This is a genomic window from Stutzerimonas xanthomarina DSM 18231, assembly GCF_900129835.1.
Taxonomy (GTDB): Bacteria; Pseudomonadota; Gammaproteobacteria; order Pseudomonadales; family Pseudomonadaceae; genus Stutzerimonas; species Stutzerimonas xanthomarina.
Window position 1 is genome coordinate 593,850 of record NZ_FQXA01000002.1, and the last position, 22,153, is coordinate 616,002.

Here is a 22,153-nt window from a genome sequence, read left to right on the forward strand (position 1 = left end):
GAAAGAAGATCGCGGCGGCATCTACACGGCTGTCACTGTCATGGCGTTTAAAATGGTCGGACACAGCGGTATACCTTCTTGTTGTGGATTGCATTGATTGCAGTTAAGTCCATACGCGCCGGTCACTCAAGACTGCGTTTGAAATGCACTAAAAGCAGCGTTTCGTTCTAAACATATTCCCAAACATCACTTTTGCGCATAAACGCTAGCTGGTATCGTGCCGGCCTCCCATGAACGGGTGCGCGGCCGTGCGCGCAGAAGCTGTAGACAGCCTGAAATAACAGGACATTTATGTACGTATACGACCAGTATGACCAACACATCATCGAGGATCGCGTGCGTCAGTTCCGTGACCAGATTCGCCGCTATCTGGCCGGTGAACTGACTGACGCGGAACTGTTGCCTCTTCGCCTGCAGAACGGTCTGTACATCCAGCGCTATGCGCCGATGCTGCGCATGGCTGTGCCGTACGGGCTGTTGTCGTCTACCCAGATTCGCAAGCTGGCGGATATCACGCGCAAGTACGATAAGGGCTATGCCCATATCAGTACACGGACCAACGTTCAGCTCAACTGGCCCGAGCTGGAGGATGTTCCTGACATCCTCGCCGAACTGGCAACCGTGCAGATGCACTCCATCCAGACCAGCGGCAACTGCATCCGCAACACCACCACCGACCAGTTCGCCGGTGTGGCCAAGGACGAACTGATCGACCCGCGCCCTTGGTGCGAGATCATTCGCCAATGGTCGACCTTCCATCCGGAATTCGCGTTTCTTCCGCGCAAGTTCAAGATTGCGGTCAACGGCGCCGTAAGCGACCGCGCTGCCATCGAAGTGCACGATATCGGTCTCGAAGCCGTCAAGAACGATGCTGGAGAGCTGGGCTTCCGCGTGTCGGTCGGAGGAGGTCTCGGTCGTACGCCGATCGTCGGCAGCTTTATCAATGAATTCCTGCCGTGGCAGCATCTGCTGACCTATCTCGACGCGATCCTGCGCGTTTACAACCGCTATGGCCGTCGTGACAACAAGTTCAAGGCGCGGATCAAGATTCTGGTCAAAGCGCTTACTCCCGAAGTGTTCGCCGAGCGTGTGGAAGCCGAGTGGTCCTATCTAAAGGACGGCGCAAATACACTGACCGAGGCCGAGGTCGCACGGATCAGCAAATTCTTCGTCGATCCGGCCTACAAGACAATTGAAGATCAGGATGAGGCGCTTGCTCAGCTAGAAGCCGAGCACCCCGGTTTCGCCCGTTGGCGCCAGCGTAACGTGGTCGCTCACAAGAAGCCTGGATACGCCGCTGTTACTCTGTCGCTTAAAAGCACAGGCGTAGCTCCCGGTGATGTCACCGACAAGCAGCTCGACGCCATCGCCGACTTGGCCGATCGCTACAGTTTCGGTGAAGTGCGTAACTCCCACGAGCAGAACATGATCCTCGCGGACGTTGAGCAATCGCATCTGTTCGAATTGTGGAACGAGCTACGCGAGCTTGGCGTTGCAACGCCTAACATCGGTCTGCTTACCGATATCATTTGCTGCCCCGGCGGCGACTTCTGCTCGCTGGCCAATGCCAAGTCGATACCTATTGCCGAAGCCATCCAGCGCCGCTTCGACGACCTGGATTACTTGTTCGACATTGGCGATATCGACCTGAACATCTCTGGCTGCATGAACGCGTGCGGGCATCACCACGTAGGCAATATCGGCATTCTCGGGGTGGATAAGAAGGGCGCAGAGTTTTACCAGGTTTCGCTCGGTGGCAGCTCGGGCCGCAACGCGAGCCTCGGCCAGATACTCGGCCCGTCATTCGCGCAGGACGTCATGCCCGACGTGATCGAAAAGGTCATCAGCGTCTATGTGGAGCAGCGTACAGAAGATGAACAGTTTCTCGACACCTTCCGCCGTATCGGCATCGACCCCTTTAAGGAGCGCGTCTATGCAGCGAATCATTAAGGACGGCCAGGTCATCGATGAGACCTGGCACCTGCTGCCCAAGGACGTGACTCTCGACGGTTTGTCCAACTGTGATGATTTGATCGTGCCGTTTCAGCTGTGGCTTGATCATGCCCACGCGTTGAAAGCACGCGATGGCGGTCTTGGTATCTGGCTAGATTCTGACGAAGCCGTCGAGGAAATCGCTGACGACCTCGAGCATTTTCAGGTAATCGCGCTTAATTTCCCGGCGTTTACCGATGGCCGTCATTATTCCAGCGCCCGCCTGCTCCGCGAGCGTTACGGTTATACGGGCGAAATACGGGCGATCGGCGACGTGCTGCGCGACCAGTTGTTTTATATGCGCCGCTGCGGCTTCGACGCCTTTGCCATTCGCCCGGATCGCGACCCTTATGACGCATTGGAAAGCCTGAAGGATTTCTCCGTCACGTACCAGTCTGCCGCTGACGAGCCGCTACCACTATTTCGCCGTCGACAAGGCTGATTCAGCTGGTGTTGCAGTAAAAAAACGTACTTTTGTAGAAGTGAAAAATCTCGCCGCTCGGTGCCTAGCGGAAGACGATGCCCCACATGTATGGGGCATCCTCGTTTATGGATACATCCAGGCGAAGGGCGCGAGCAGAGCGGCCGGTCCCGCCGACACTCGATGAGTTGGCTCAGAAGTCGATCTGGTGCGAATGATCGAGGCTTAGGTGGCCAAGCTGGACCTGCGCGCGTGATTTCAGCAACGCTCAGCCCCAGCCGCAAATGCCGTCCGAGCTATGATCCGGTTGGCAAGCTCAACCGCGGAGTGCGTTTTTCGGCTTCATACACAAACAAGCGCCCCTATAAATCGGGGCGTCTGTTTGTCAGCGCGGTGTATGCAGGGAGATTTTCAAACAGCCTGTTTTCGGTGGGTCTTTGTACTTTGATACATCCAAAAGTTGGGATGCTCTACCACCTCTAGCTGTTCCATTGCGGTGATCGGGTGCCTACCAAAGGCGGCCTTGATTTTTTCTGCCAGCATTTTCATGAGCGACTCCTGCTGCGTTGAAGTAGCGTTAGCTTCACTCAATCGATACCCGTACAGAAATCGGTTTTGGCTATGATTAACAAGCAAAACGCTAATCGCCGAGAACAAGCAGACGCGGTCAGTCGAGTCGAACCAACATCCTTCCCGTCTGTTGACCAGCCAAGATTCGCTCGATCGCTTCAGGTAATTGCCCCAGCGAGACTTCCTGCGCCAAGTCGTCCAGATTAGGCAGCTTCCACTGCACCGAAAGCTTGTCCCACATAGAAGCCTTGACGACCAGAGGGATCTCAACCGAATCGACCCCCAGCAGATTCACCCCACGCAAGATGAACGGCAGCACATTAGCCTGAAAATTCGTTCCGGCAGTCAAGCCGCAACATGCCACGCTTCCACCACGCTGTAACGACTTCACCACATTGAACAAAATGTCCCCACCCACCGTATCGACCGCTGCTGCCCATTGCTCCTTGAGCAGCGGCTTCTCGGTACCAGCCTGCAGCGCGCTACGCTCGATGATTTGCGTTGCGCCAAGTTTACGAAGGTAGTCGCCTTGTTCAGCCTTGCCCGTTACCGCCGCAACCTTGTATCCAAGACGGGATAACAGGGCTATCGCAATGCTTCCAACCCCGCCGGTCGCACCCGTCACCAGAATCGGTGAGTCGGTCGGTTCTAAACCTGCCTGTTCAAGTTTGTCTATGCATAGTGCTGCGGTCAGGCCAGCCGTGCCGAGCGCCATGGATTCACGTAGCGAAAGCCCAACCGGACGCTTGATCACCCACCCGGCCGGAACACGAATGTATTGGCCAAAACCGCCCGGCGTATTCATTCCAAGGTCATAACCGGTGACGATAACTTCGTCGCCAACCGCAAAGTCGGCAACGGTTGATTCAGCAACCGTTCCAGCCGCATCGATGCCAGGCGTATGTGGGAAATTGCGGGTGACGCCGCGATTGCCGCTCGCTGACAAGGCGTCCTTGTAGTTGAGCGACGAGTAGCGGACGCGAATCAGCACCTCTCCAGCCGGCAACTCGCTTGTGTCTCGCTCGATCAGCCTTGTCTCGAAACGCTCGCCGGTCTCGTCGGTTTGCAGTGCTTTAAAGCTAGCCATCAGTAACCCCCTTATTGCCAGAAACGTTGTTCATTGAGGCGGGTCCAGCCCTTCAGCACACCGCTCTCGACGGCAACGCTTGCGGCCATACCGAATCGCTCGGGCAGACTTTTCTTTTCTGCATAATGCAGCTGGAACAAATCAGCCTCACGGGCGCGAGAAGCCAGGTATTGATCGCTCGTCTGCAGCTCATCAACCAGTTGCTTGCCGAGCGCCGCGATCCCGAGCCAAACCTCGCCGGTAGCAACATCATCAATGCACAGCTGCTGCCGATACTGAGCGACAAAGTTCTTGAACAGCTCATGGGTGGTTTCCAGATCGTCCTGGAATTTCTCCCGGCCCTTTTCAGTATTTTCACCGAAGATCGTCAGGGTGCGTTTGTATTCGCCCGCGGTCAGCACTTCGACATCAATGTCGTGCTTCTTCATCAGTCGATGGAGGTTAGGCAATTGAGCAACGACACCGATGGAACCGAGAATCGCAAAAGGTGCGCTGAGAATTTTCTGACCGATACAGGCCATCATATAACCACCGCTCGCAGCCACCTTGTCGACACATACCGTCAGTGGTACGCCGGCATCGCGAATACGCACTAGCTGCGAGGCCGCGAGCCCATAGCTGTGGACCATGCCTCCGCCGCTTTCAAGGCGCAAGACAACCTCATCCTCAGGTGTGGCCATGGTCAGCAGAGCGGTAATTTCGTGACGAAGACTCTCGACCGCCGAAGCCTTGATATCTCCATCGAAATCGAGCACGAAGATTCGAGGACGACTTTCCGGGTTTTTCCTGGCCAGTTTGGCAGCCTTCGCCTCCTGCTTGCGCTGTAATTTCAGTTGGTCCTTCTCGACGATCGATTGCTCGAGACGCTCGCGCATCGATTTATAGAAATCGTTGAGTTTGTGTACTTCGAGATGGCCACCGGTCTGTTTGGACCGGCCACGGCGAAGCGAGGCAAGCGCGATAAGCACCACCAGTACAGCCGCTACCAGCGTTACCGTCTTCGCTAAAAAGCTTGCATAGTCAGCAAGAAACTCCACAGATCCTCCTCATGATCCACCAGCGCCGCCAGCAGAACTCTGAATGGCGAAAATCACTCAAGCATACCGATTAGGACGCCGCCTCAGCCAGCAGAAGCAGATTCAAACGAACGTATGATTTATCGTTGACACTCCGGGGCGATGCCCCTACGCTCGCGAAAACTCGGTCCCGGAGCAGCGCATGGGCAGTATCTACCTGATCAGACATGGCCAGGCGTCGTTCGGCGCAGAAAACTATGATGTTCTGTCTCCACTCGGCTTTCAGCAGTCCGCAGCGCTCGGTGACTATCTGAATCAAATGGGTATTCGCTTCGACCGCTGCGTAAGTGGGGAGTTGAATCGCCAACAGGACACCGCCCGCGCAACCCTCCAGCAAATGGCTCCTTGCGGTGAAAGCCGGCTACCGCCTTTGGAGATTGACGCGGCCTTCAATGAGTTTCGCGCCGATGAAGTGATTCGTGCACATATGGATGATCTTTTAGCCATTGAGCCAAACGCCATGCTCGTTTTTGCCAATGCGGCCAATCATCGTGCCGAGTTTCAGCGACTGTTCAAATATGTCATTCAGCGATGGGTATCCGGCGACCACGAAAAACAGGACCTCGAAAGCTGGCAGAGTTTCGTAGACCGTGTACAGGCTGGACTGAGCCGGTTGCTCGAGCGGGCAGACAGAAAGGATCACATCGCAGTTTTCACATCTGGCGGCACCATTACCGCGCTACTTCAATTGATCATCGGCGTATCGCCCATAAAGGCGTTCGAACTGAACTGGCAGATCGTCAACACCTCAATCAGCCGCCTGAAGTACCGCGACCAGGACGTAGCGCTGGCTTCGTTCAATGGTCACGCACACTTGGAAGTACTGAAGAATCCGGAGCTCGTCACCTATCGATAAGCTCCAGTCACCGCGGCTCAAGCCGCACGTTTTTCCCACGACAATAAAGGGTACATCCGATGAGCAACGTCGACGAAACCATCCAGGGCATGAAGGCCAAGTTCAATCCTAGCGCTGCGGCCGGCCTGGATCTGGTTTTTCAGTTCAATATCACCGATGCCGAAAACTACTACCTGGTCGTGAAAGACGGCACCTGTGATTTTCATAAAGGCGAATCGGCCGATGCCAACGTCACGCTGATCATGGATAGCGAAACCATGCAGGGCGTCATCAGTGGTGAAACCGATGGTATGCAGGCTTTCATGGCCGGCAAGCTGCGCGCCGAAGGCGACATGATGCTCGCGCTGAAGCTGAGCGAACTTTTCCCAGCCTGATCCGCCGGGATAAAAAGCCGAAGTCTTATGACTTCGGCTTTTTTATGCGCTTTTCTTGGCTTTTTACACGCATCAGGCACCTTGATTACCCGGCAACACCCCGACCAATAACGACTGACTTCCCTTGGTTATGCCAGTTGGCCGCATTAGATTACGACGGTCGGATGGTCAGTGGCGCCGAGGTAAGACGGCGACCATAGCTGGTCATCGAGGCATCGATTACAGAAAAGGGAAAAGCATGGCGCTTACCGATCAGACCAGCCGCATTCGCGAAGGCGAAGAACTGCCCACCGAAACAATCGACCAGTACCTGAAAGCCCATATTCCCGAGCTTGAGGGTGTGCCGAATATTTCGCAGTTCCCAGGGGGTGCGTCCAACCTGACCTATCTGCTGGAATATCCAAAGCAGGAATTCGTGCTCCGCCGCCCTCCCTTTGGGCACAAAGCCAAGTCGGCACACGATATGGGCCGCGAATACCGAATTCTCAACCAGCTAAACGCTGGCTTTCCGTACTGTCCGAAGGCCTACGCTTACTGCACCGACGTGTCACTTATCGGGGCTGAGTTCTATGTCATGGAGCGGGTCAAGGGCATCATTCTTCGCGAGGACATGCCCGCCGAGCTCGGATTCACGCCAGAGCAAACCACCGCGTTGTGCAAGAGCTTCATCGACAAGTTCGTCGACCTGCACAACATCGACTACAACGCCTGCGGCCTTGGTGATCTGGGCAAGCCAGAAGGTTACGTCCAGCGACAGATAAATGGCTGGATCGACCGGTACGAGCGCGCAATCACGGCTGACGCGCCCGCTTGGGAGCCAGTCAAGGCTTGGCTGCGGGACAAGATGCCAGCCGATCATCCCAAACCGGGCATCATCCACAACGATTACCGCTTCGATAATGTAATCCTCAATCCAAACAACCCGATGGAGATCATTGGCGTTCTGGACTGGGAGATGACAACGCTTGGGGATCCGCTGATGGATCTGGGCAATACGCTTGCCTACTGGATCGAAGCCACGGACCCGCAACCGATGCAGCTGATTCGCAAACAGCCGAGCAATGCGCCAGGCATGCTGACTCGCCAGCAGTTTGTCGATTACTACGCTGAGCGTGCCGGCATTCGCATCGACAACTTCGAGTATTACTACACCTATGGCCTGTTCCGCTTGGCGGCCATCGTGCAACAAATTTACTACCGCTATTTCCACGGTCAGACGCAGGACAAGCGATTCGCTAAATTCGTACAAATGAACGCCCTGCTCGAGCAAGTGAGCCTGCAGGTTATTAACAACTCGAAGCTGTAACACAGCTCACCAAGAGGAAATCGACTCATGAGCAAGACCACCCTGTTCGACCTGGACGGCAAAGTTGCCTTCGTATCTGGCGCCAGTCGTGGCATTGGCGAAGCCATCGCCAAACTGCTGGCCCAGCAAGGGGCCCACGTTATCGTTTCCAGCCGCAAGATCGATGGCTGCCAGGCGGTTGCCGATGCGATCAACGCCGATGGCGGCAAGGCTACTGCACTCGCCTGCCATATCGGTGAGCTCGAACAGATTCAGGCCGTCTTCGCTCAGATCCGCGAGCAGTTCGGTCGACTGGACATTCTGGTTAACAACGCGGCTACCAATCCGCAGTTCTGCCATATCCTCGACACGGACGTATCGGCTTTCCAGAAGACAGTTGACGTGAATATCCGCGGCTATTTCTTCATGTCTGTCGAAGCCGGCAAGTTGATGCGTGAGCATGGAGGCGGCAGCATCATCAACGTGGCCTCTATCAATGGCGTCACACCAGGCAACTTCCAAGGCATCTATTCAGTTACCAAGGCAGCGGTTATCAACATGACCAAAGCCTTCGCCAAGGAGTGCGCCCCGCAGGGCATTCGCTGCAACGCCCTGCTGCCCGGCCTCACCGATACCAAGTTCGCCTCGGCCCTGGTCAAGAACGATTCGATCCGCGAAGAGGCACTGCGTCACATTCCGCTGCATCGCGTCGCAGACCCCAGCGAAATGGCCGGCGCTGTGCTTTATCTCGCCAGCGACGCGTCGAGCTACACCACCGGTCTGTCGCTCAACGTGGACGGCGGATACCTCGCTTGATTGGCAGAACAACATGAAAAAGGGAACCTTCGGGTTCCCTTTTGCTTTTACAAATCCAACCGCTACCAGTCTTTCATCGCCTGCTCTGCTGCCACGTTTGCCGGTATCGCCAATAGCCCGGTAGGCGCCATCTCGACTGTATAAACGGCTCCATCTGCGATCGGCAAATAGCTAACTCTGCGGGGTTGCGCCTCAAGCATCAGCGGAGCGCACTGGCAACGATGCAACCACGCCCAGAAATCTACGCCTGCCCGGCTGTGCCCCAGCTGCACATAGGGACGGCGCGCCTGATCCTGTTGCTCGACGGCAAGGTAGCGGCCGGAAAGCCGCTCCAGTCGATAACCAGGCTCCAACCCAATGAGCGCTGCAAGCCCCTTCCAGTGAAGCGCTCGCAGATCAAGCTGCCAGAGATCGCCTTCCAATGTAACGAAGCGAGTGTTTTGCCGCTCTTGCACCTTCACCTGATAACGCTGCTGGCCATCGGCCTTGAAGGTCAGCGAAGCCAGCGGAGTGCCGTGATCCAGCGGATGATAGGTGGTGACATCCCAGGCAACCAGGCCAATAAGCCCAGCCATTGAAAGTACCAGCATCCCGACGGTGCCACGTAACCAGCCCAGCAACCAATGACCACCGGCGAGCATTCTCGCCGCGATCAGTGTAGTAACGATCGCGAGCAACGCGACAACCACCGCAAGCCCTAAATATTGCATTGCACGCCATTCCCAGCGAAATTCGACGGAGCATTATCGATATGGCCGATCCCCGCAGCCAGCACCAGGGCGGCACGCTGGAGACGAGTCGACATTCTCCGTCGGACATTTCTTAAGCAATCCGTTCCGCAGCCTTACGAGCCGCTTGGCGTTGGAACGGCGCAACCGGCATCATGGTCCACCTGCCCAGCCGATTTTGCTTATGAGTGTTTCAGATGCTGACGTTTGAGCTCGCTACGGACCCCATAGTATTGGCCGCCCTTATGGTCGTCGCTTTCCTTGCGGGCTTTATCGACGCCATTGCTGGCGGTGGCGGCCTACTGACGCTACCGGCACTGCTCACCGCCGGCTTGCCGCCGCATCTGGTTCTAGGCACCAACAAACTGTGCGCAACCTTTGGCTCCGCTACGGCAAGCTTCACCTTCTATCGCAGAAAGCTGTTCCATCCGCGGCAATGGCGATCCGCGCTCTTGGCCACTGCTGTTGGGGCGGCCCTGGGCGCGGGATTGGCACATATGATCCCGGCGCGCTGGCTAAATCAGGCATTGCCGTTGGTGGTATTTGGTTGCGGGCTCTATCTGCTTTTCGGGCGGATGCCGACCACGCCTCGAACAGACGCCGCGTCATTAGCCGAAGGTAGGCAATGGCCACAAGGCCTGACCCTGGGCTTTTATGACGGCATAGCCGGGCCCGGCACGGGAGCGTTCTGGACCGTCAGCAACATGCTGCTCTACCCGCTCGATTTGCTAAAAGCCAGCGGTGTGGCTCGCAGCATGAACTTCGTCAGCAATGGTGTCGCACTTGCGGTTTTCATCGTTGGCGGGCAGGTCGCGTGGGCGCTAGGCATCGGCATGGGACTCGCCTTGATGGTCGGCGCATACCTGGGGGCACGCACGGCAATCCAGGGCGGGTCGAAATTTATCCGCCCGATCTTTATTGCGGTAGTACTGGTACTGAGTCTGCGGCTAGCTTGGCAGCACTGGTTCGGGGTGGCCTAGCCGCCGAGCCAGATACAGATCGATCAAGTAACGGGCGATGGATTTTGAAGCCGGCAGCGCGGGCAAGTCGTGAATGGAAAACCAGCCCGCATCCTCGATCTCTTCAGGCTGCATCACGATTTCTCCCGATGCATATTCGGCGTGAAAGCCGAGCATCAACGAGTGCGGAAACGGCCAACCCTGACTGCAGATATAGCTGGGCTCAGCAATCGATACACCAACCTCCTCGTGCACCTCCCGCCTGACACACTGTTCGACAGATTCACCGGGCTCAACGAACCCAGCAAGCGTGCTGTATACACCTGGAGCAAAGCGCGGTGAGCGTGCCAGTAGCAGCTCGTCGCCACGGGTTACCAAGACGATCATGCTCGGCGAGATACGAGGGTAGTGATGAATGCCGCAACTCTCACACTGCATTGCACGCTCGGTAGCATGCTGGCGCATCGGGTTGCCGCAGCTGCCGCAAAAGCGATGATGGTTCGCCCAGGTGCCAATCTGCGCAGCGAAACCGAGCATCCGAAACCTTTCGGTATCGTCATCCTGCATCATGAATTGACGCAGCCCCTGCCAATTCGCGTCAGGCACTTCGACAGGGTGCGCCAACTCCATTAGGAACACCTGGTCGCCATCGAAATAACCCAACCCCTGCTCGCTGAGCAACGGCAGGTCGAGGCGCTTCAGCCAATCTCTGGGAAACAGCACGCCATTGGCGTCACGAAGAAATCCTTGCTGGCAATGCACGACGGCCCAACCACCACCGGCTGCTGGATCGAGCAGCGCCGGCTGCCATCGCAAACTCATCAGGCAGCCACCGGCAGGCCTAATGCCCGCACACTTTCAGTCGCGAGATCCAACACGCTAATGCGCGATTCATCGCGCCGCAGTAACGCTCCGCCGTCGAGGTAGTACTCGAGGCTGGTCAACGCATCAGCCAGGGTTTCAAGCATTTGCTCTGGGGGCATTTGCACGCCTTCGAGCATCTGTTTCTGAATAAAGTCGGCACATGCTCCAATCAACTCAGCGGCGCGGTCCTGCTCGAGAAAACGTAGGCCGCCACGAACAGCCATCAAGCTGAAAGGGACGTTGGCCAAATGCAATTTCTCACCATTGGATTCCAGATAGGCTGTGATGGCGCGCTTAGCCAAGGCCAGGCCAGCAGTTGCCTCGCCGATAACGACAATACAGGCTTCGGTGAGCTGATGGTTGGCGAAAGCTTCAGCCTCTTGGCCCGGCTGCGCTATTTGAGGCCGCGAATCATAACGCTCGCCGCGCTCCAGGCTAGCAACCATGCTCTCGACATAGAGCACCGCATCAGCCAGTTTCAGCAACGCCTGAGGCTCAGGCAGCCGCTCAACGCTCCAGCCTGAAACCACTGACAGCTGAGCATGTAGGGTGCTCGATGCGGAGGACAAACCCACCATTCCCAATGTCTTTGCCAGCTTGCCAAGCAGGCTATGCAGATTTGAATAAGACTCAGCCGGTGCGGTCTGGCGCTCGATCAGGTCCAGCAAGTCTTTGAGACTTGCCAGCTCTTCGCGGATTGCCGACGAAAGGGAGCGCATCACAGCCTGCCCAGGGCCGGCCAAACGCTGTGACTCTTCCTCGAGAAGATGGTCGGTGAAGGGTAACGAACCAAGCGAGAACGTTTCCCGGACCTGGCTTGCTAACGGCCCACTGCTTTCGGCCAATGCGACGAGGTAAAGCAGTTCCTTGAGCAGAACCCTAGGCGGCTCATAGGCATCATGACCGCTGAGCTGTCGAAGCTCTCGGTCAAGCCTGGAAAACAATTGCTTGCGTGCTTGGCGCGGCAACAGTTGGCCATCCAGCTGGGCCTCCAACGCCGCGCTCCCTAGCCAACACAGGCGACCGCCGGGCGAGTTGGCAAACAGAAGATCCAAACGACCTAGCGCTCGAGCCATAAGCTTGAGGCTGGCCGAGGCATTGTCTTCCCGAATAAAGCCGAGCAAGCCAACCTGATACATCTGGCGCAACCGGCGTGCTTCGGCCGCACGCGCAACCGGCTGACGCACCGCGGCCTCAATCGGCGGACGCGCATGATCGAGGCGGGCGCTAAAAAAGAAGCTCTCAGGTAGCGGCGACTGCCCACTAACCACCCGCAAAGCATTGATCGGCGGAAGTAGCAGTTCAGGCATTTCCTGGCGACTGGCGTCGACGCTTTCCAGGTACCGTCCGAGTACATACAGCGCGTTGCTCAGCGAGGCCAGTTGACTGTCGCGGTCCTCCCCCGCTCCGACTGGGATATCTGTCGACAGCTGAAGTATTTCCTGCGCGAGCAGTTCGGCGCCGGTCAGTTCGATGAGGCGCAGGGTGCCGCGAACCTGCTTGAGATTTTCGACAGCCTGCTGCAGCAGTCCGCCGTTGTTTCTGTCGATGATGAAATGCTCGAGGCTCTGCTCGGCTTCCTCCATGGTGGCGAACAACTCATCGCGAACCAGACTGAGTGAAGTAGCTCCGGTAACCATGCCTAGCGCGCCTCCCGCGCAACGTTTGGATGATGCATCAGTCAGCGAAATCCGGTTTCTGCTTGCTCATATGCGCAGCCATGGCGACCTTCAGGTCGGCCGACTGAAGCATCGCTGCATTCCAGGTGGCGATGTATTCGAGGCCGTCATCGACACGATGGTCACGCATGTAACGGATCATCTCTTTGGTTCCGCGGATGGCAATCGGCGATTTCGCCGCGATATCCGCCGCCAGAGCGAACACACCCGCCATAAGCGACGGCTGGTCGGGGTAGGTTCGATTGACCAGGCCGATGGACTTCGCTTCCTGCCCATCAACGGTACGTCCGGTGTATGCCAGCTCGCGCATCATGCCATCGCCAACGATTCGCGGGAGTCGCTGCAGCGTGCCGACATCCGCCGCCATGCCCATATCGATTTCCTTGATCGAGAACTGCGCATCAAGCGTGCTGTACCGCATATCGCAGGCGGCGATCAGATCGATCGCACCGCCGATGCAGTATCCCTGGATCGCCGCTATGACCGGCTTACGGCAATTGTCCACCGCATTGAACGAACTCTGGAGCTTGAGGATCTGGCGACGCAGACGTTCGGCGTTGCGGCCGACATCACTGCCCATCTGGGACGCGGCTTGCGCCAGCAGTTGAAGATCGATGCCGGCCGAAAAATGCTTGCCCTCGCCGGACAACACCACCACCCGAATGTCGTCCGTATCGTCGACCCACTGGAAGATATCAACAATTTCGCTCCAGAATGCGGCATTCATGGCGTTGACCTTGTCAGGCCGGTTAATCGCTACATGGGCGATCTTGTCCTTCAATTCGACACGGAAGGCTTGGTAGTCGGTCACGCTATCATCCTCGACAGCCGAGGCACTCAGTGCCTGGATGGGTTCGACAGTCCATAGAAGAAGGACTGTTCTCAGCCGGGCAACTATAACAACAGCCAACTGAAAGTCGATGCGGGACGATGTGAAGCAGCCCACGCCCTCGCACATGATCTTCTTTGGCAACCCGCGATAGCCGCCAGGATTGGTTGAATCCTGCACTAACTTTCGAGGATGCAGTCGACCGTGTACCTGGCCCCGTCAGGATGCTCTTCGTGCTGCAGCCCATGCACGTCAGCATCGAAACCAGGGAATTGCGCGGCGAACCGCTGAGCGAAGGCGAGGTAGTCGAGTATCGATCGGGTTTCAGACGTGAAGCGCTCACCAGGCATGATCAGGGGAATTCCTGGCGGGTACGGCACCAGCATGACCGCGGCGATGCGGCCCTCCAACGCCTCGATGGAGACTGCCTCAACCTCGCCCCGCACCAGCTTGTCGTATGCATCCGCCGGTTTCATTGCCAGCGCCGGTAGAGCCGTATACATCCGTTTCATGGCTTTCGCGGTGGCGTTGTCGCGATAGCAATCATGGAGCGAGTCGCAGAGGTCTCTCAGCCCCATGCCGAGGTACTGATTGCCGCCTGCCTGCACCACGGTTGGCAATGCATCACATAACGGCACGTTGTCGTCGTAGTGTCTCTTGAACTCGAGCAGCTCGGTCAGCAGCGTGCTCCACTTACCCTTGGTGATACCCATGGAAAACAACACCAGGATCGAATAGAGACCGGTTTTCTCGACAACCAGCCCACGCTCCCAGAGAAACTTGCTCACAACTGCTGCCGGAATGCCCCGCTCGCTCAACTTGCCACCGGCGGTGAGTCCGGGCGTCACCAGGGTGACCTTGATCGGATCGAGCAGCACGTAGTCATCGGCGACATCCCCGAAACCATGCCAATCCGCTTCTGGCTGCAGCACCCAGTCGCGGGTGACCAGCTCGTCCGCCCCATCGGCCGCGGATGGCTGCCATATGCTGAACCACCAGTCATCGGGCGCCAGATGTTGCCTGAGGTTTGCCAATGCCCGACGAAAGCTCAACGCCTCATCAAAGGTTTCCTGAATCAGTGAGCGGCCTGCGGGACCCTCCATCATCGCTGAGGCAACATCTAGGGAAGCAAGGATGCCGTACTGCGGTGAGGTGGAGATATGCATCATGAAGGCCTCATTGAAGCGATCACGATCCAGCTGCCGCTGCTCACTGTCGAGCACATGGATCATCGACGCCTGGCTGAATGCGGCGAGCACCTTATGCGTCGAGTGAGTGGTGAATACCAGTGGTCCCTGTTCGCGGGTGTCCATCCCGTAACGCCCGTCGTAGAACTCATGGAACGCGGCATAGGCGTACCAGGCCTCGTCAAAATGTAGAACCTCGACGCTGTTGGCGAGCGTCCGTTTGATCAAGTTTGCGTTGTAGCAGAGGCCGTCGTAGGTGGAGTTGGTCACGACCGCCAGCTTTACTCTTGGCGAGCGTCCGCGCGTAAGCGGGTTGGCGTCGATCTTGGACTGGATCGATTCCGGCGAGAACTCATCGAGCGGAATCGGACCGATAATGCCAAGTTCGTTGCGTGACGGCGTCAGGTAAAGGGGAATCGCGCCAGTCATGATGATCGAGTGCAGTATCGACTTATGGCAGTTGCGATCCACCAGCACCAGGTCATCTCGGGCCACCATCGAGTGCCAAACGATCTTGTTGGCGGTCGAGGTGCCATTGATTACGAAGAAGGTGTGATCTGCACCGAAGTTGCGGGCCGCTCGGGCTTCGGCCGCGGCTAGCGGGCCGGTGTGATCGAGCAGCGAACCAAGTTCAGGCACCGACACTGACAGATCAGAGCGCAGCGTGTTTTCACCAAAGAACTGATGAAAGGCTTGTCCAACGGGGCTCTTGCGAAAGGCGACACCGCCTCCATGGCCCGGTGTATGCCAGGAGTAGTTGGACTCACCCGTATGCTGCACCAGCGCGCGGAAAAAGGGTGGCAACAGACCGTCCAGATAGCTTCGAGCCGCCCGAGCGACCTGCCGAGCCAGGAACGGAACGGTGTCCTCAAACAGATAGAGCAACCCACGCAGCTCATTCAGATCCGCCATGGCCTCGGCTGGCGCATTCTCGATGGTAATCTGCTCGCCAAGTGCAAAGATCGGCAGCTGAGGTGCACGCCGCCGAGCAACTCTTATCAGCCCAACCACGTCTTGCAATAGCCGTTGGTTCTCGCCGGCACCTTCAGCAGCAACCAGAATGCAAGCTAACCCGTGATGGGTGGATGCGACAATCCGGCCTTCTGCGGCACTTCCTGTGGGAAGAATGTGGAAGCCGTCCCGCTCAAGCTCGGCCGCTATTTCACGCACCCGCTCACCGGCAACGGTATCGGCTTTGATGTCGCGATGAACAATAAGGACGGGGAATTTGAGGTCTTTATACATGGGGGCTTCCTGGAGGCATTCCTCTCCAGCGTAGAGGCTCCGCCCCCCAAGCACCAAGCGAGAATTGTCACATGGTGCCCGACGCGCCCGATCCGCGCGTCGACATCACCCCGTCAGGCAGGCAGTGCTTCAGCGTCGTTGTCGGCAGATTGCTCCAACTGAAGCCAGAGCGGCGTTGCTCCTGCGGCCTTCTCGATAGCGCGCATGCGGACCTCATGTGCAGCAACTTCTTCCGCATTGGCGCGGATCACCAAGGTACTGGCACGGCCGGCTGGCAACCGGCGGATCGGCGCAGCCTGCTGACGCCCACCGCTCTCGGAGTCGGCACCCTCCCCCGCAAGAGACAGGTTGGTTTGCCCGCCTGTCATCGTCAGGTAGACGTCGGCAAGAATTTCCGCATCGAGCAGGGCGCCGTGCAGATCGCGACCCGAGTTGTCGACACCATAACGTTTGCATAACGCATCAAGGCTGTTGCGCTGGCCCGGGTGGCGTTCACGGGCCATCAGCAGGGTATCGAGGATGCTGCAGTGATCGCTCAGCTCGGCGCGGTCTTGCTGACCAAGCAGCGCGAACTCGTTATTGATAAAGCCCACGTCAAACGCAGCGTTATGAATGATTAGCTGCGCGCCCTTTATGAATTCGAAGAACTCATTGGCGACTTCCCTGAACCGCGGCTTGTCGGTCAGAAATTCATCGGTAATTCCGTGAACGGCGATTGCACCCTCATCAACCTCACGATCCGGCTGCAGATAGACATGATAATGCCGGCCAGTAAGGCGGCGGCCGATGACCTCGACACAGCCGATCTCGATAATCCGGTGACCATCGGTCACTGGCATGCCAGTGGTTTCGGTATCGAGTACTACGCTACGCATGTTTCAACTCACTCAAGCAGGTTGTCGTTTGGCTTGCACTACGCCGCGATTGGCCAGGAGATCGGCACGCTCGTTTCCAGGGTGACCGGTATGCCCACGAACCCACTGCCAGCTCACTTGATGACGGCCAACCTGTTCATCCAGCAACCGCCAGAGATCGGCGTTCTTGACAGGTTGCTTGGCGGCGGTCTTCCAGCCACGCTTCTTCCAGTTAGGCATCCAGTCATTGATACCCTGCATGACGTATTGTGAGTCGGTCACCAGCTTGACCTGACATGGCCGCTTCAGCTCTTCGAGTGCACGGATAGCAGCCATCAGTTCCATGCGGTTGTTGGTGGTTTCCGCCTCGCCACCCCAGAGCTCTCGCTCCACACCTTTGTAGATCAGCAGCGCGCCCCAGCCACCGGGGCCCGGATTGCCCTTACAGGCACCGTCCGTATATATCTCGACCGTTTCGTCACTCATGAGTAATTCTTTGCCTATTACTGTTCGGCATCGCGGCGGCTGACCTTCGCCACGGGCATCGGCAGCAACTGGCCCATGCGCTCGCGACGACTTTGGCGCACGGGTCGGAGGCCTACCATTAGCTTTCGCGCCACCAGCAGGTAGAACCCCCCAATAGGCAATTGCGACCGTTGCCCTGCGGTCTCAAGACCGGACAACCGCAGCCGCCACTGGCTCGACGAAAGCGGCGGACAATAGCATCCGAACTGCCGTTTCTCCAGCGAGAATCCAAGCAGGTTCAACCAGTCACCCACTCGCGTCGGACGAATGCAACGAGCATGGCGAAACGCCTTGCGTGACAGTAGACGAGTCGCGCCCCAGGCACTCCATGGATTGATCCCGACAATCAACAAATGCCCGCCGGGCCTTACGCTACGGGCGGCCTCGCGCAGCAGCGCGTGCGGCGACAGACTGAAGTCCAGGCCATGCTGAAGCACAACGACGTCGGCCGCATGCTCGCCGATCGGCCAGGATTGCTCCTCGCATACGATTTCAACACCCGGCAGCGGTGGCCCTACGCGAACGCTGCGCTTGATCTTCTGCGGCTCGATCGGAATATTGGCGAATGGCCCGTAATGCACCAGATAGCTGCCGAAACACCGCGAAAGTTGCTGGTTGATCACGCGCTGTTCATGCTCAAGCAGCTGTCGCCCGGATGGGCCGTCAAACCAGGCACTGGCCTTGTCCATCAGCAGCAGCCAGCGCTCGTCCGATTTGGTACAAGACTCACTCATGGCTAGCCTCCGTTCGTCGGTTTGGCCGAGCCAATCAATGCCCCCGATCGGCTCAACTCTCCAGTTCGGCTGTTAGGATGCGCTTTTGCTATTGAATTGGCGACCCGTGCATATGTTGAAAATAGACGCTCTGCCCGCCTTCACTGACAACTACATCTGGATGCTGCAGGATCCACAACGCCGGCTCTGCGCTGCGGTGGATCCGGGTGAGGCTGCCCCTGTTGAGAAATGGCTGGACACTCGCCCCGACTGGCATCTGACCGACATTCTGGTCACCCATCATCACCATGACCATGTAGGTGGCGTTGAGCAACTCAAGGCCAGGTACGGCGCAAGGGTCCACGGCCCTGCAGGGGAAAAGATCCCGGCCAGAGATGATGCGCTGGTCGATGGGCAGCGCATTCGCATTCTCGACCATGAGCTCGAGGTATTCGAGGTGCCGGGACATACCAGCGGCCACATCGCCTATTTCCATGACGATACCCAAGCCCCGTGGCTGTTGAGTGGCGATACGCTGTTTGCCGCAGGTTGTGGCCGCCTATTCGAGGGCACTGCCAGCCAGATGTTCGGATCACTGCAACGGCTTGCCGCGCTGCCGGCGTCTACCAAGGTGTATTGCACGCATGAGTACACTTTGAGCAACCTGCGCTTTGCCAAGGCAGTCGAACCGGACAACCCGGATATCGCCGAGCGCCTCGAACAGGTCATCCGCTTGCGCGAGGCAAAGCGCATTACTCTTCCCTCTGACCTCCGCATCGAACGCGCCACCAACCCCTTCCTTCGTTGCAGCGAGCCCCGAGTGGTAGCCGCAGCGAGCCGACATGCAGATCGCCCACTGGACACAGCGGAAGTCGTGTTCGCAGCTCTTCGAGCGTGGAAAGACTGCTTTTAATGAAGATCGACCAGTAGCCAAAAACCGAGACGCCGGGTTGACCCGCCGGAACGGCATTCCTACACTCCCTCGAATTTGCGCGTAGGGAGCCCACCAGCCAATGCCGTCTGACTCTTCGAACAGCCCACAGCCGGACGCCTTGGCAGCCTCCGGTCGGGCCCTGGCGCTGGCAATCTGTCTCGCTATAACGGGCTGCCAGAGCACATCCCCCCAAGCCCCAATGGACAGCAATGCGCAGGTCCGAGCCGTGCCAACAGTGCAGGACACCCTGTGGCTAACGGACAAAGCCCCGGTTGAAGCAACCTACGCGGACATATGGGATCGCATCAGGCAGGGATTCAAGCTGCAGGACCATCTGGACAGCAATCCGCGCATCGAGCAACAGCGCCTGCTTTTTTCCAGTCGCCCGAACTCCATCGAGATGGCAAGCGAGCGCGGCAGCCCCTACATCCATTACATCGTAGAGCAACTCGAAGAGCGCGACATGCCGCTTGAGCTGGCGCTGCTGCCAATCATCGAAAGTGCGTACAACCCCTTTGCCTACTCGCCGGCTCAGGCAGTCGGCCTCTGGCAGTTCATCCCTTCGACGGGCCGTCATTTCAATCTGCAACAGACCAGTTGGTATGACGGCAGGCGCGACATTACCGCGTCCACGGCCGCAGCGCTGCGTTACCTTACCTATCTCCACGGCTTGTTCAGCGACGACTGGCTGCTTGCCCTGGCGGCGTATAACGCGGGAGAAGGGACCGTGAGTCGCGCCATCGAGCGCAACCAGAAGCTCGGTCTGCCGACGGATTACTGGAATCTGCCCCTGCCCAGAGAAACACGCGATTACGTGCCCAAACTGCTGGCGCTCTCCCAAATGGTGCAAAGCCCCGAGGCATACGGGCTGAATCTGAATCCGATCGCCGACGAGCCCTATTTTGAAGTGGTTGCACTGAAGCAACGTATGGATCTTGCTCGGGTCGCCGATATGGTGGACCTGGATGAAGACGAGATCTATCAGCTGAACCCTGCATTCACCCGGCGCATTACGCTGGACGGCCCCCAGCACTTGCTGGTCCCAACCGACAAAGCCGAGATGTTTGCCGCCAACCTTGCGCTGATGAAGCCACAGGATCTGGTTGACTGGCAGCAGTACAAGGTACGCCCTGGCGACACCCTTGGCGCAATCGCCAACAAGTATCGGCTGTCCGTCAATATCATTCGTGATATCAATCGTCTTCGCAGCGATCGCCTGCAGATCGGGCAGGTCCTCAGCATTCCCCAGTCGGCCGGCGCAGCTCAATCCAAGGAGCTTCTGCATGCCGTTGCGCGAAGCCAACCGGCACCGCGCAGCTACCGGGTCCGCCAGGGTGACAACCTCTGGGACATTGCCAAAAAACAGAAGATCTCAGTGCGTGATCTGCAGCGCTGGAACAACCTCTCTGGCAGCAACCTTAAGGTAGGTCAGGCCCTGTTTCTCCAAGCTGCAGGCACTAACCAGCAGGCCAAACCCGCGCCAACTTATTACAAGGTGAAGAAAGGTGATTCGCTTTATGTGATCGCCAAGCGCTTCAACGTTCAGATCAATAACCTGAAGACCTGGAACCCCAGAGACAGCGCGATGCTCAAGCCGGGCCAGACCCTAACGCTCTATATCCCGCGCTGACGTGTAGCGGGCGAAACGTCGAGGTCGCCCGCTCAATTGCGCTTGCCGAATGCGTCCAGGCAGCGCCCCGCCAGTTGAGTAAATCGCTGGAACGCGATGAATTGTTCGTGCTTCAGTGCTCGACCGGATATTCGATTGTCGGCGTAGAGGACACCGATTTCTCGCGTGCCTGCCATTAATGGCGCAATAAAAAACATCCCTTTTCCAAGCTGCTGGCGAAGCGGCAAGGTAACCAGCTCGTCGAGGTTATTGCTTGCCGGTACACCCATCCACAGCGGCTGACGTTGGCGCAGCACATAACTGAAAATATGCGACTGGCCTGACGGATCAACGGGCAACACGAATTGCTCAAGCCAGGCCTGGGTTTGCTCACCCGCTACGCACTTGACGCGGAACGAGCGCTGCTGATCGGCCAGAACGGTCAGCATTACGCGCTCCAGCCCCGCGCCTTGGTGCAGACCCTTGAGCAACGCATCGAGAATCAAACCAACGTCGCCCCGACTAGCAGCCATCATGCCGAGGTCTTGCATGGCCTGCTGCATAACCAGTAGGTCGGGCTGCAAGAGGCTTGCAGCGCGCTGCGCCTGCTGCAATTGAACTTGCTCCGGGTCAGTGGACGGGATCAGCTTGCACAGTCGACTGGCTCCAAATGTCGTCGCTACGCTGACAGCCTCGTCAGCACTGGCGAGGATCTGCTGCATCGCATCCGCTTCAGAAATGCCGCCGAAATCGGCCAACTCCCTGACCAAGTCACCCATTTCCGGGCAGCCCCACCCGTTCAGCGCCGCCGCACCGATGCGGACCCCGAGGTTGACGGAGTGCGCGGCGGGGTCTCGCAGGTTGCCCGATCCATGAGCGAAACTCGCCAGCTCACCGATATTCCAGCTTTTGATCAGCCCGAGGTTAAGCTGGCGAAAACTGGTACCAAGCACTTGCTCGACCGCTTCGTCATGATCCGTACCGCCCGCCAGCTCCTCACCGAGCTCATCGGCCTGCCGACCACCGCAGCCCCAGAACGCAAGCTCGCCAACTTCATGGAGCAAGGCGGCAATGAAGACCTCTTCTTCATGCTTGGTCAGAACGTAGCCCGCAATGTTGCGTGCCTGCACCGCCGCATGAAATGACCGCGCCAGCAATTCCTGTAGTTGCTGGCGCGGCGTACGATCCAGCAGTCCGTCGATCAGGCTGACCGAGAGACTGATCAACCGCACGTTATCGAAACCGATCATGACGATGGCCCGGGAGATGGTCTTGATCGTTTCCTGCGAGGGGTTGTAATAGCTGCTATTACCGACTCGAAGCACCTTTGAGGTCAGGGCAGCGTCGCGCAGGAGCACGTCGGCAAGCTGTTGAACGGAGGCATGCTCCTGCTCGGTGAGGCGTTGCAGGTCCTGCACAACCGCCGCCAATGCGGGCAGTTCGGATTGGTTCAGGCGGTCTATCCATGACTGCAGACCATAGCTGGTTTCACGCAAATTAAGCGACCTCACCCAACGATCGGGCGGCTGAAGGGAAAGGCAGTTTGCCCA

Annotated in this window: 21 protein-coding genes; 9 read left to right on the top strand and 12 right to left on the bottom strand. The window is 57.8% G+C overall.

Annotation, left to right across the window (positions count from 1 at the left end; genetic code table 11):
• The first annotated feature begins 291 nt into the window (after window positions 1-291).
• Together BUE09_RS07055 and BUE09_RS07060 are read left to right on the top strand one after the other, a co-directional pair.
• Window positions 292-1,950: a nitrite/sulfite reductase gene (locus BUE09_RS07055; protein ID WP_073299976.1), complete on the top strand. Its 1,659-nt coding sequence runs from the start codon at window positions 292-294 to the stop codon at window positions 1,948-1,950.
• Window positions 1,934-2,434, top strand: a complete 501-nt coding sequence (locus BUE09_RS07060) for a DUF934 domain-containing protein (RefSeq protein WP_073299978.1) — start codon at window positions 1,934-1,936, stop codon at window positions 2,432-2,434. The genes BUE09_RS07055 and BUE09_RS07060 overlap by 17 nt, the downstream gene beginning before the upstream one ends.
• Window positions 2,435-2,824: 390 nt before the next feature.
• Here the strand turns inward: BUE09_RS07060 and BUE09_RS20230 are convergent, their stop codons facing one another.
• The 3 genes from BUE09_RS20230 to sohB form a co-directional block, all read right to left on the bottom strand.
• Entirely contained in the window at window positions 2,825-2,962 is a 138-nt protein-coding gene (locus BUE09_RS20230) for a hypothetical protein (protein ID WP_156889449.1), read from the bottom strand.
• Between the two features lie 118 nt (window positions 2,963-3,080).
• A complete protein-coding gene (locus BUE09_RS07065; RefSeq protein WP_073299980.1) occupies window positions 3,081-4,070 on the bottom strand; it encodes a YhdH/YhfP family quinone oxidoreductase in 990 nt (329 codons plus the stop codon).
• An 11-nt stretch (window positions 4,071-4,081) separates the two neighbouring features.
• Window positions 4,082-5,107 (bottom strand): protease SohB, encoded by a 1,026-nt coding sequence (gene sohB, locus BUE09_RS07070; RefSeq protein ID WP_073299982.1) that lies wholly within the window; start codon window positions 5,105-5,107, stop codon window positions 4,082-4,084.
• A 181-nt stretch (window positions 5,108-5,288) separates the two neighbouring features.
• On the opposite strand from sohB, the gene BUE09_RS07075 reads away from it, so the two are divergent.
• From BUE09_RS07075 to BUE09_RS07090, 4 genes are all read left to right on the top strand, one after another.
• Window positions 5,289-6,002, top strand: a complete 714-nt coding sequence (locus BUE09_RS07075) for a histidine phosphatase family protein (RefSeq protein ID WP_073299986.1) — start codon at window positions 5,289-5,291, stop codon at window positions 6,000-6,002.
• Window positions 6,003-6,061: 59 nt separating this feature from the next.
• On the top strand, window positions 6,062-6,376 hold the full coding sequence (locus tag BUE09_RS07080; RefSeq protein ID WP_045427587.1) for an SCP2 sterol-binding domain-containing protein: 315 nt from the start codon (window positions 6,062-6,064) through the stop codon (window positions 6,374-6,376).
• A 238-nt stretch (window positions 6,377-6,614) separates the two neighbouring features.
• A complete protein-coding gene (locus BUE09_RS07085) occupies window positions 6,615-7,682 on the top strand; it encodes a phosphotransferase family protein (protein WP_073299988.1) in 1,068 nt (355 codons plus the stop codon).
• A 27-nt stretch (window positions 7,683-7,709) separates the two neighbouring features.
• A complete protein-coding gene (locus tag BUE09_RS07090) occupies window positions 7,710-8,477 on the top strand; it encodes an SDR family oxidoreductase (protein ID WP_073299991.1) in 768 nt (255 codons plus the stop codon).
• A 62-nt stretch (window positions 8,478-8,539) separates the two neighbouring features.
• On the opposite strand, the gene BUE09_RS07095 is transcribed toward BUE09_RS07090, so the two are convergent.
• Window positions 8,540-9,187 carry a hypothetical protein gene (locus tag BUE09_RS07095; protein ID WP_073299994.1) on the bottom strand — a complete coding sequence of 216 codons (648 nt, stop codon included), beginning with the start codon at window positions 9,185-9,187 and terminating at the stop codon, window positions 8,540-8,542.
• A 215-nt stretch (window positions 9,188-9,402) separates the two neighbouring features.
• Between BUE09_RS07095 and BUE09_RS07100 the strand changes: the two genes are divergently transcribed.
• Window positions 9,403-10,185, top strand: a complete 783-nt coding sequence (locus tag BUE09_RS07100) for a TSUP family transporter (RefSeq protein ID WP_073299996.1) — start codon at window positions 9,403-9,405, stop codon at window positions 10,183-10,185.
• On the opposite strand, the gene nudC is transcribed toward BUE09_RS07100, so the two are convergent.
• The 7 genes from nudC to BUE09_RS07135 all read right to left on the bottom strand — a co-directional run bounded on the left by nudC (window position 10,153) and on the right by BUE09_RS07135 (window position 18,081).
• Entirely contained in the window at window positions 10,153-10,986 is an 834-nt protein-coding gene (gene nudC / locus BUE09_RS07105) for an NAD(+) diphosphatase (RefSeq protein ID WP_073299999.1), read from the bottom strand. The genes BUE09_RS07100 and nudC overlap by 33 nt on opposite strands.
• Complete coding sequence (locus BUE09_RS07110; protein WP_073300002.1) at window positions 10,986-12,668, bottom strand: FimL-related protein; 1,683 nt, start codon at window positions 12,666-12,668, stop codon at window positions 10,986-10,988. Before BUE09_RS07110 ends, nudC begins: the two co-directional genes overlap by 1 nt.
• 37 nt (window positions 12,669-12,705) lie before the next feature.
• Window positions 12,706-13,518 (bottom strand): crotonase/enoyl-CoA hydratase family protein, encoded by an 813-nt coding sequence (locus BUE09_RS07115; protein WP_073300315.1) that lies wholly within the window; start codon window positions 13,516-13,518, stop codon window positions 12,706-12,708.
• Window positions 13,519-13,715: 197 nt separating this feature from the next.
• Window positions 13,716-15,968, bottom strand: coding sequence for an arginine/lysine/ornithine decarboxylase (locus tag BUE09_RS07120; protein ID WP_073300005.1), 2,253 nt, complete (start codon window positions 15,966-15,968; stop codon window positions 13,716-13,718).
• Between the two features lie 113 nt (window positions 15,969-16,081).
• Window positions 16,082-16,843, bottom strand: coding sequence for a DNA polymerase III subunit epsilon (gene dnaQ / locus BUE09_RS07125; protein WP_073300007.1), 762 nt, complete (start codon window positions 16,841-16,843; stop codon window positions 16,082-16,084).
• Between the two features lie 12 nt (window positions 16,844-16,855).
• Window positions 16,856-17,308 carry a ribonuclease HI gene (gene rnhA / locus BUE09_RS07130; protein ID WP_073300009.1) on the bottom strand — a complete coding sequence of 151 codons (453 nt, stop codon included), beginning with the start codon at window positions 17,306-17,308 and terminating at the stop codon, window positions 16,856-16,858.
• A 17-nt stretch (window positions 17,309-17,325) separates the two neighbouring features.
• Window positions 17,326-18,081, bottom strand: a complete 756-nt coding sequence (locus tag BUE09_RS07135) for a class I SAM-dependent methyltransferase (RefSeq protein ID WP_073300011.1) — start codon at window positions 18,079-18,081, stop codon at window positions 17,326-17,328.
• Between the two features lie 112 nt (window positions 18,082-18,193).
• On the opposite strand from BUE09_RS07135, the gene gloB reads away from it, so the two are divergent.
• Both gloB and BUE09_RS07145 read left to right on the top strand, forming a co-directional pair.
• Window positions 18,194-18,973 (top strand): hydroxyacylglutathione hydrolase, encoded by a 780-nt coding sequence (gene gloB / locus BUE09_RS07140; RefSeq protein ID WP_073300013.1) that lies wholly within the window; start codon window positions 18,194-18,196, stop codon window positions 18,971-18,973.
• A 100-nt stretch (window positions 18,974-19,073) separates the two neighbouring features.
• Window positions 19,074-20,624 carry a lytic transglycosylase domain-containing protein gene (locus BUE09_RS07145; protein ID WP_167369774.1) on the top strand — a complete coding sequence of 517 codons (1,551 nt, stop codon included), beginning with the start codon at window positions 19,074-19,076 and terminating at the stop codon, window positions 20,622-20,624.
• A 32-nt stretch (window positions 20,625-20,656) separates the two neighbouring features.
• Here the strand turns inward: BUE09_RS07145 and BUE09_RS07150 are convergent, their stop codons facing one another.
• Window positions 20,657-22,099, bottom strand: a complete 1,443-nt coding sequence (locus tag BUE09_RS07150) for an HDOD domain-containing protein (protein ID WP_231975523.1) — start codon at window positions 22,097-22,099, stop codon at window positions 20,657-20,659.
• Between the last annotated feature and the right edge of the window lie 54 nt (window positions 22,100-22,153).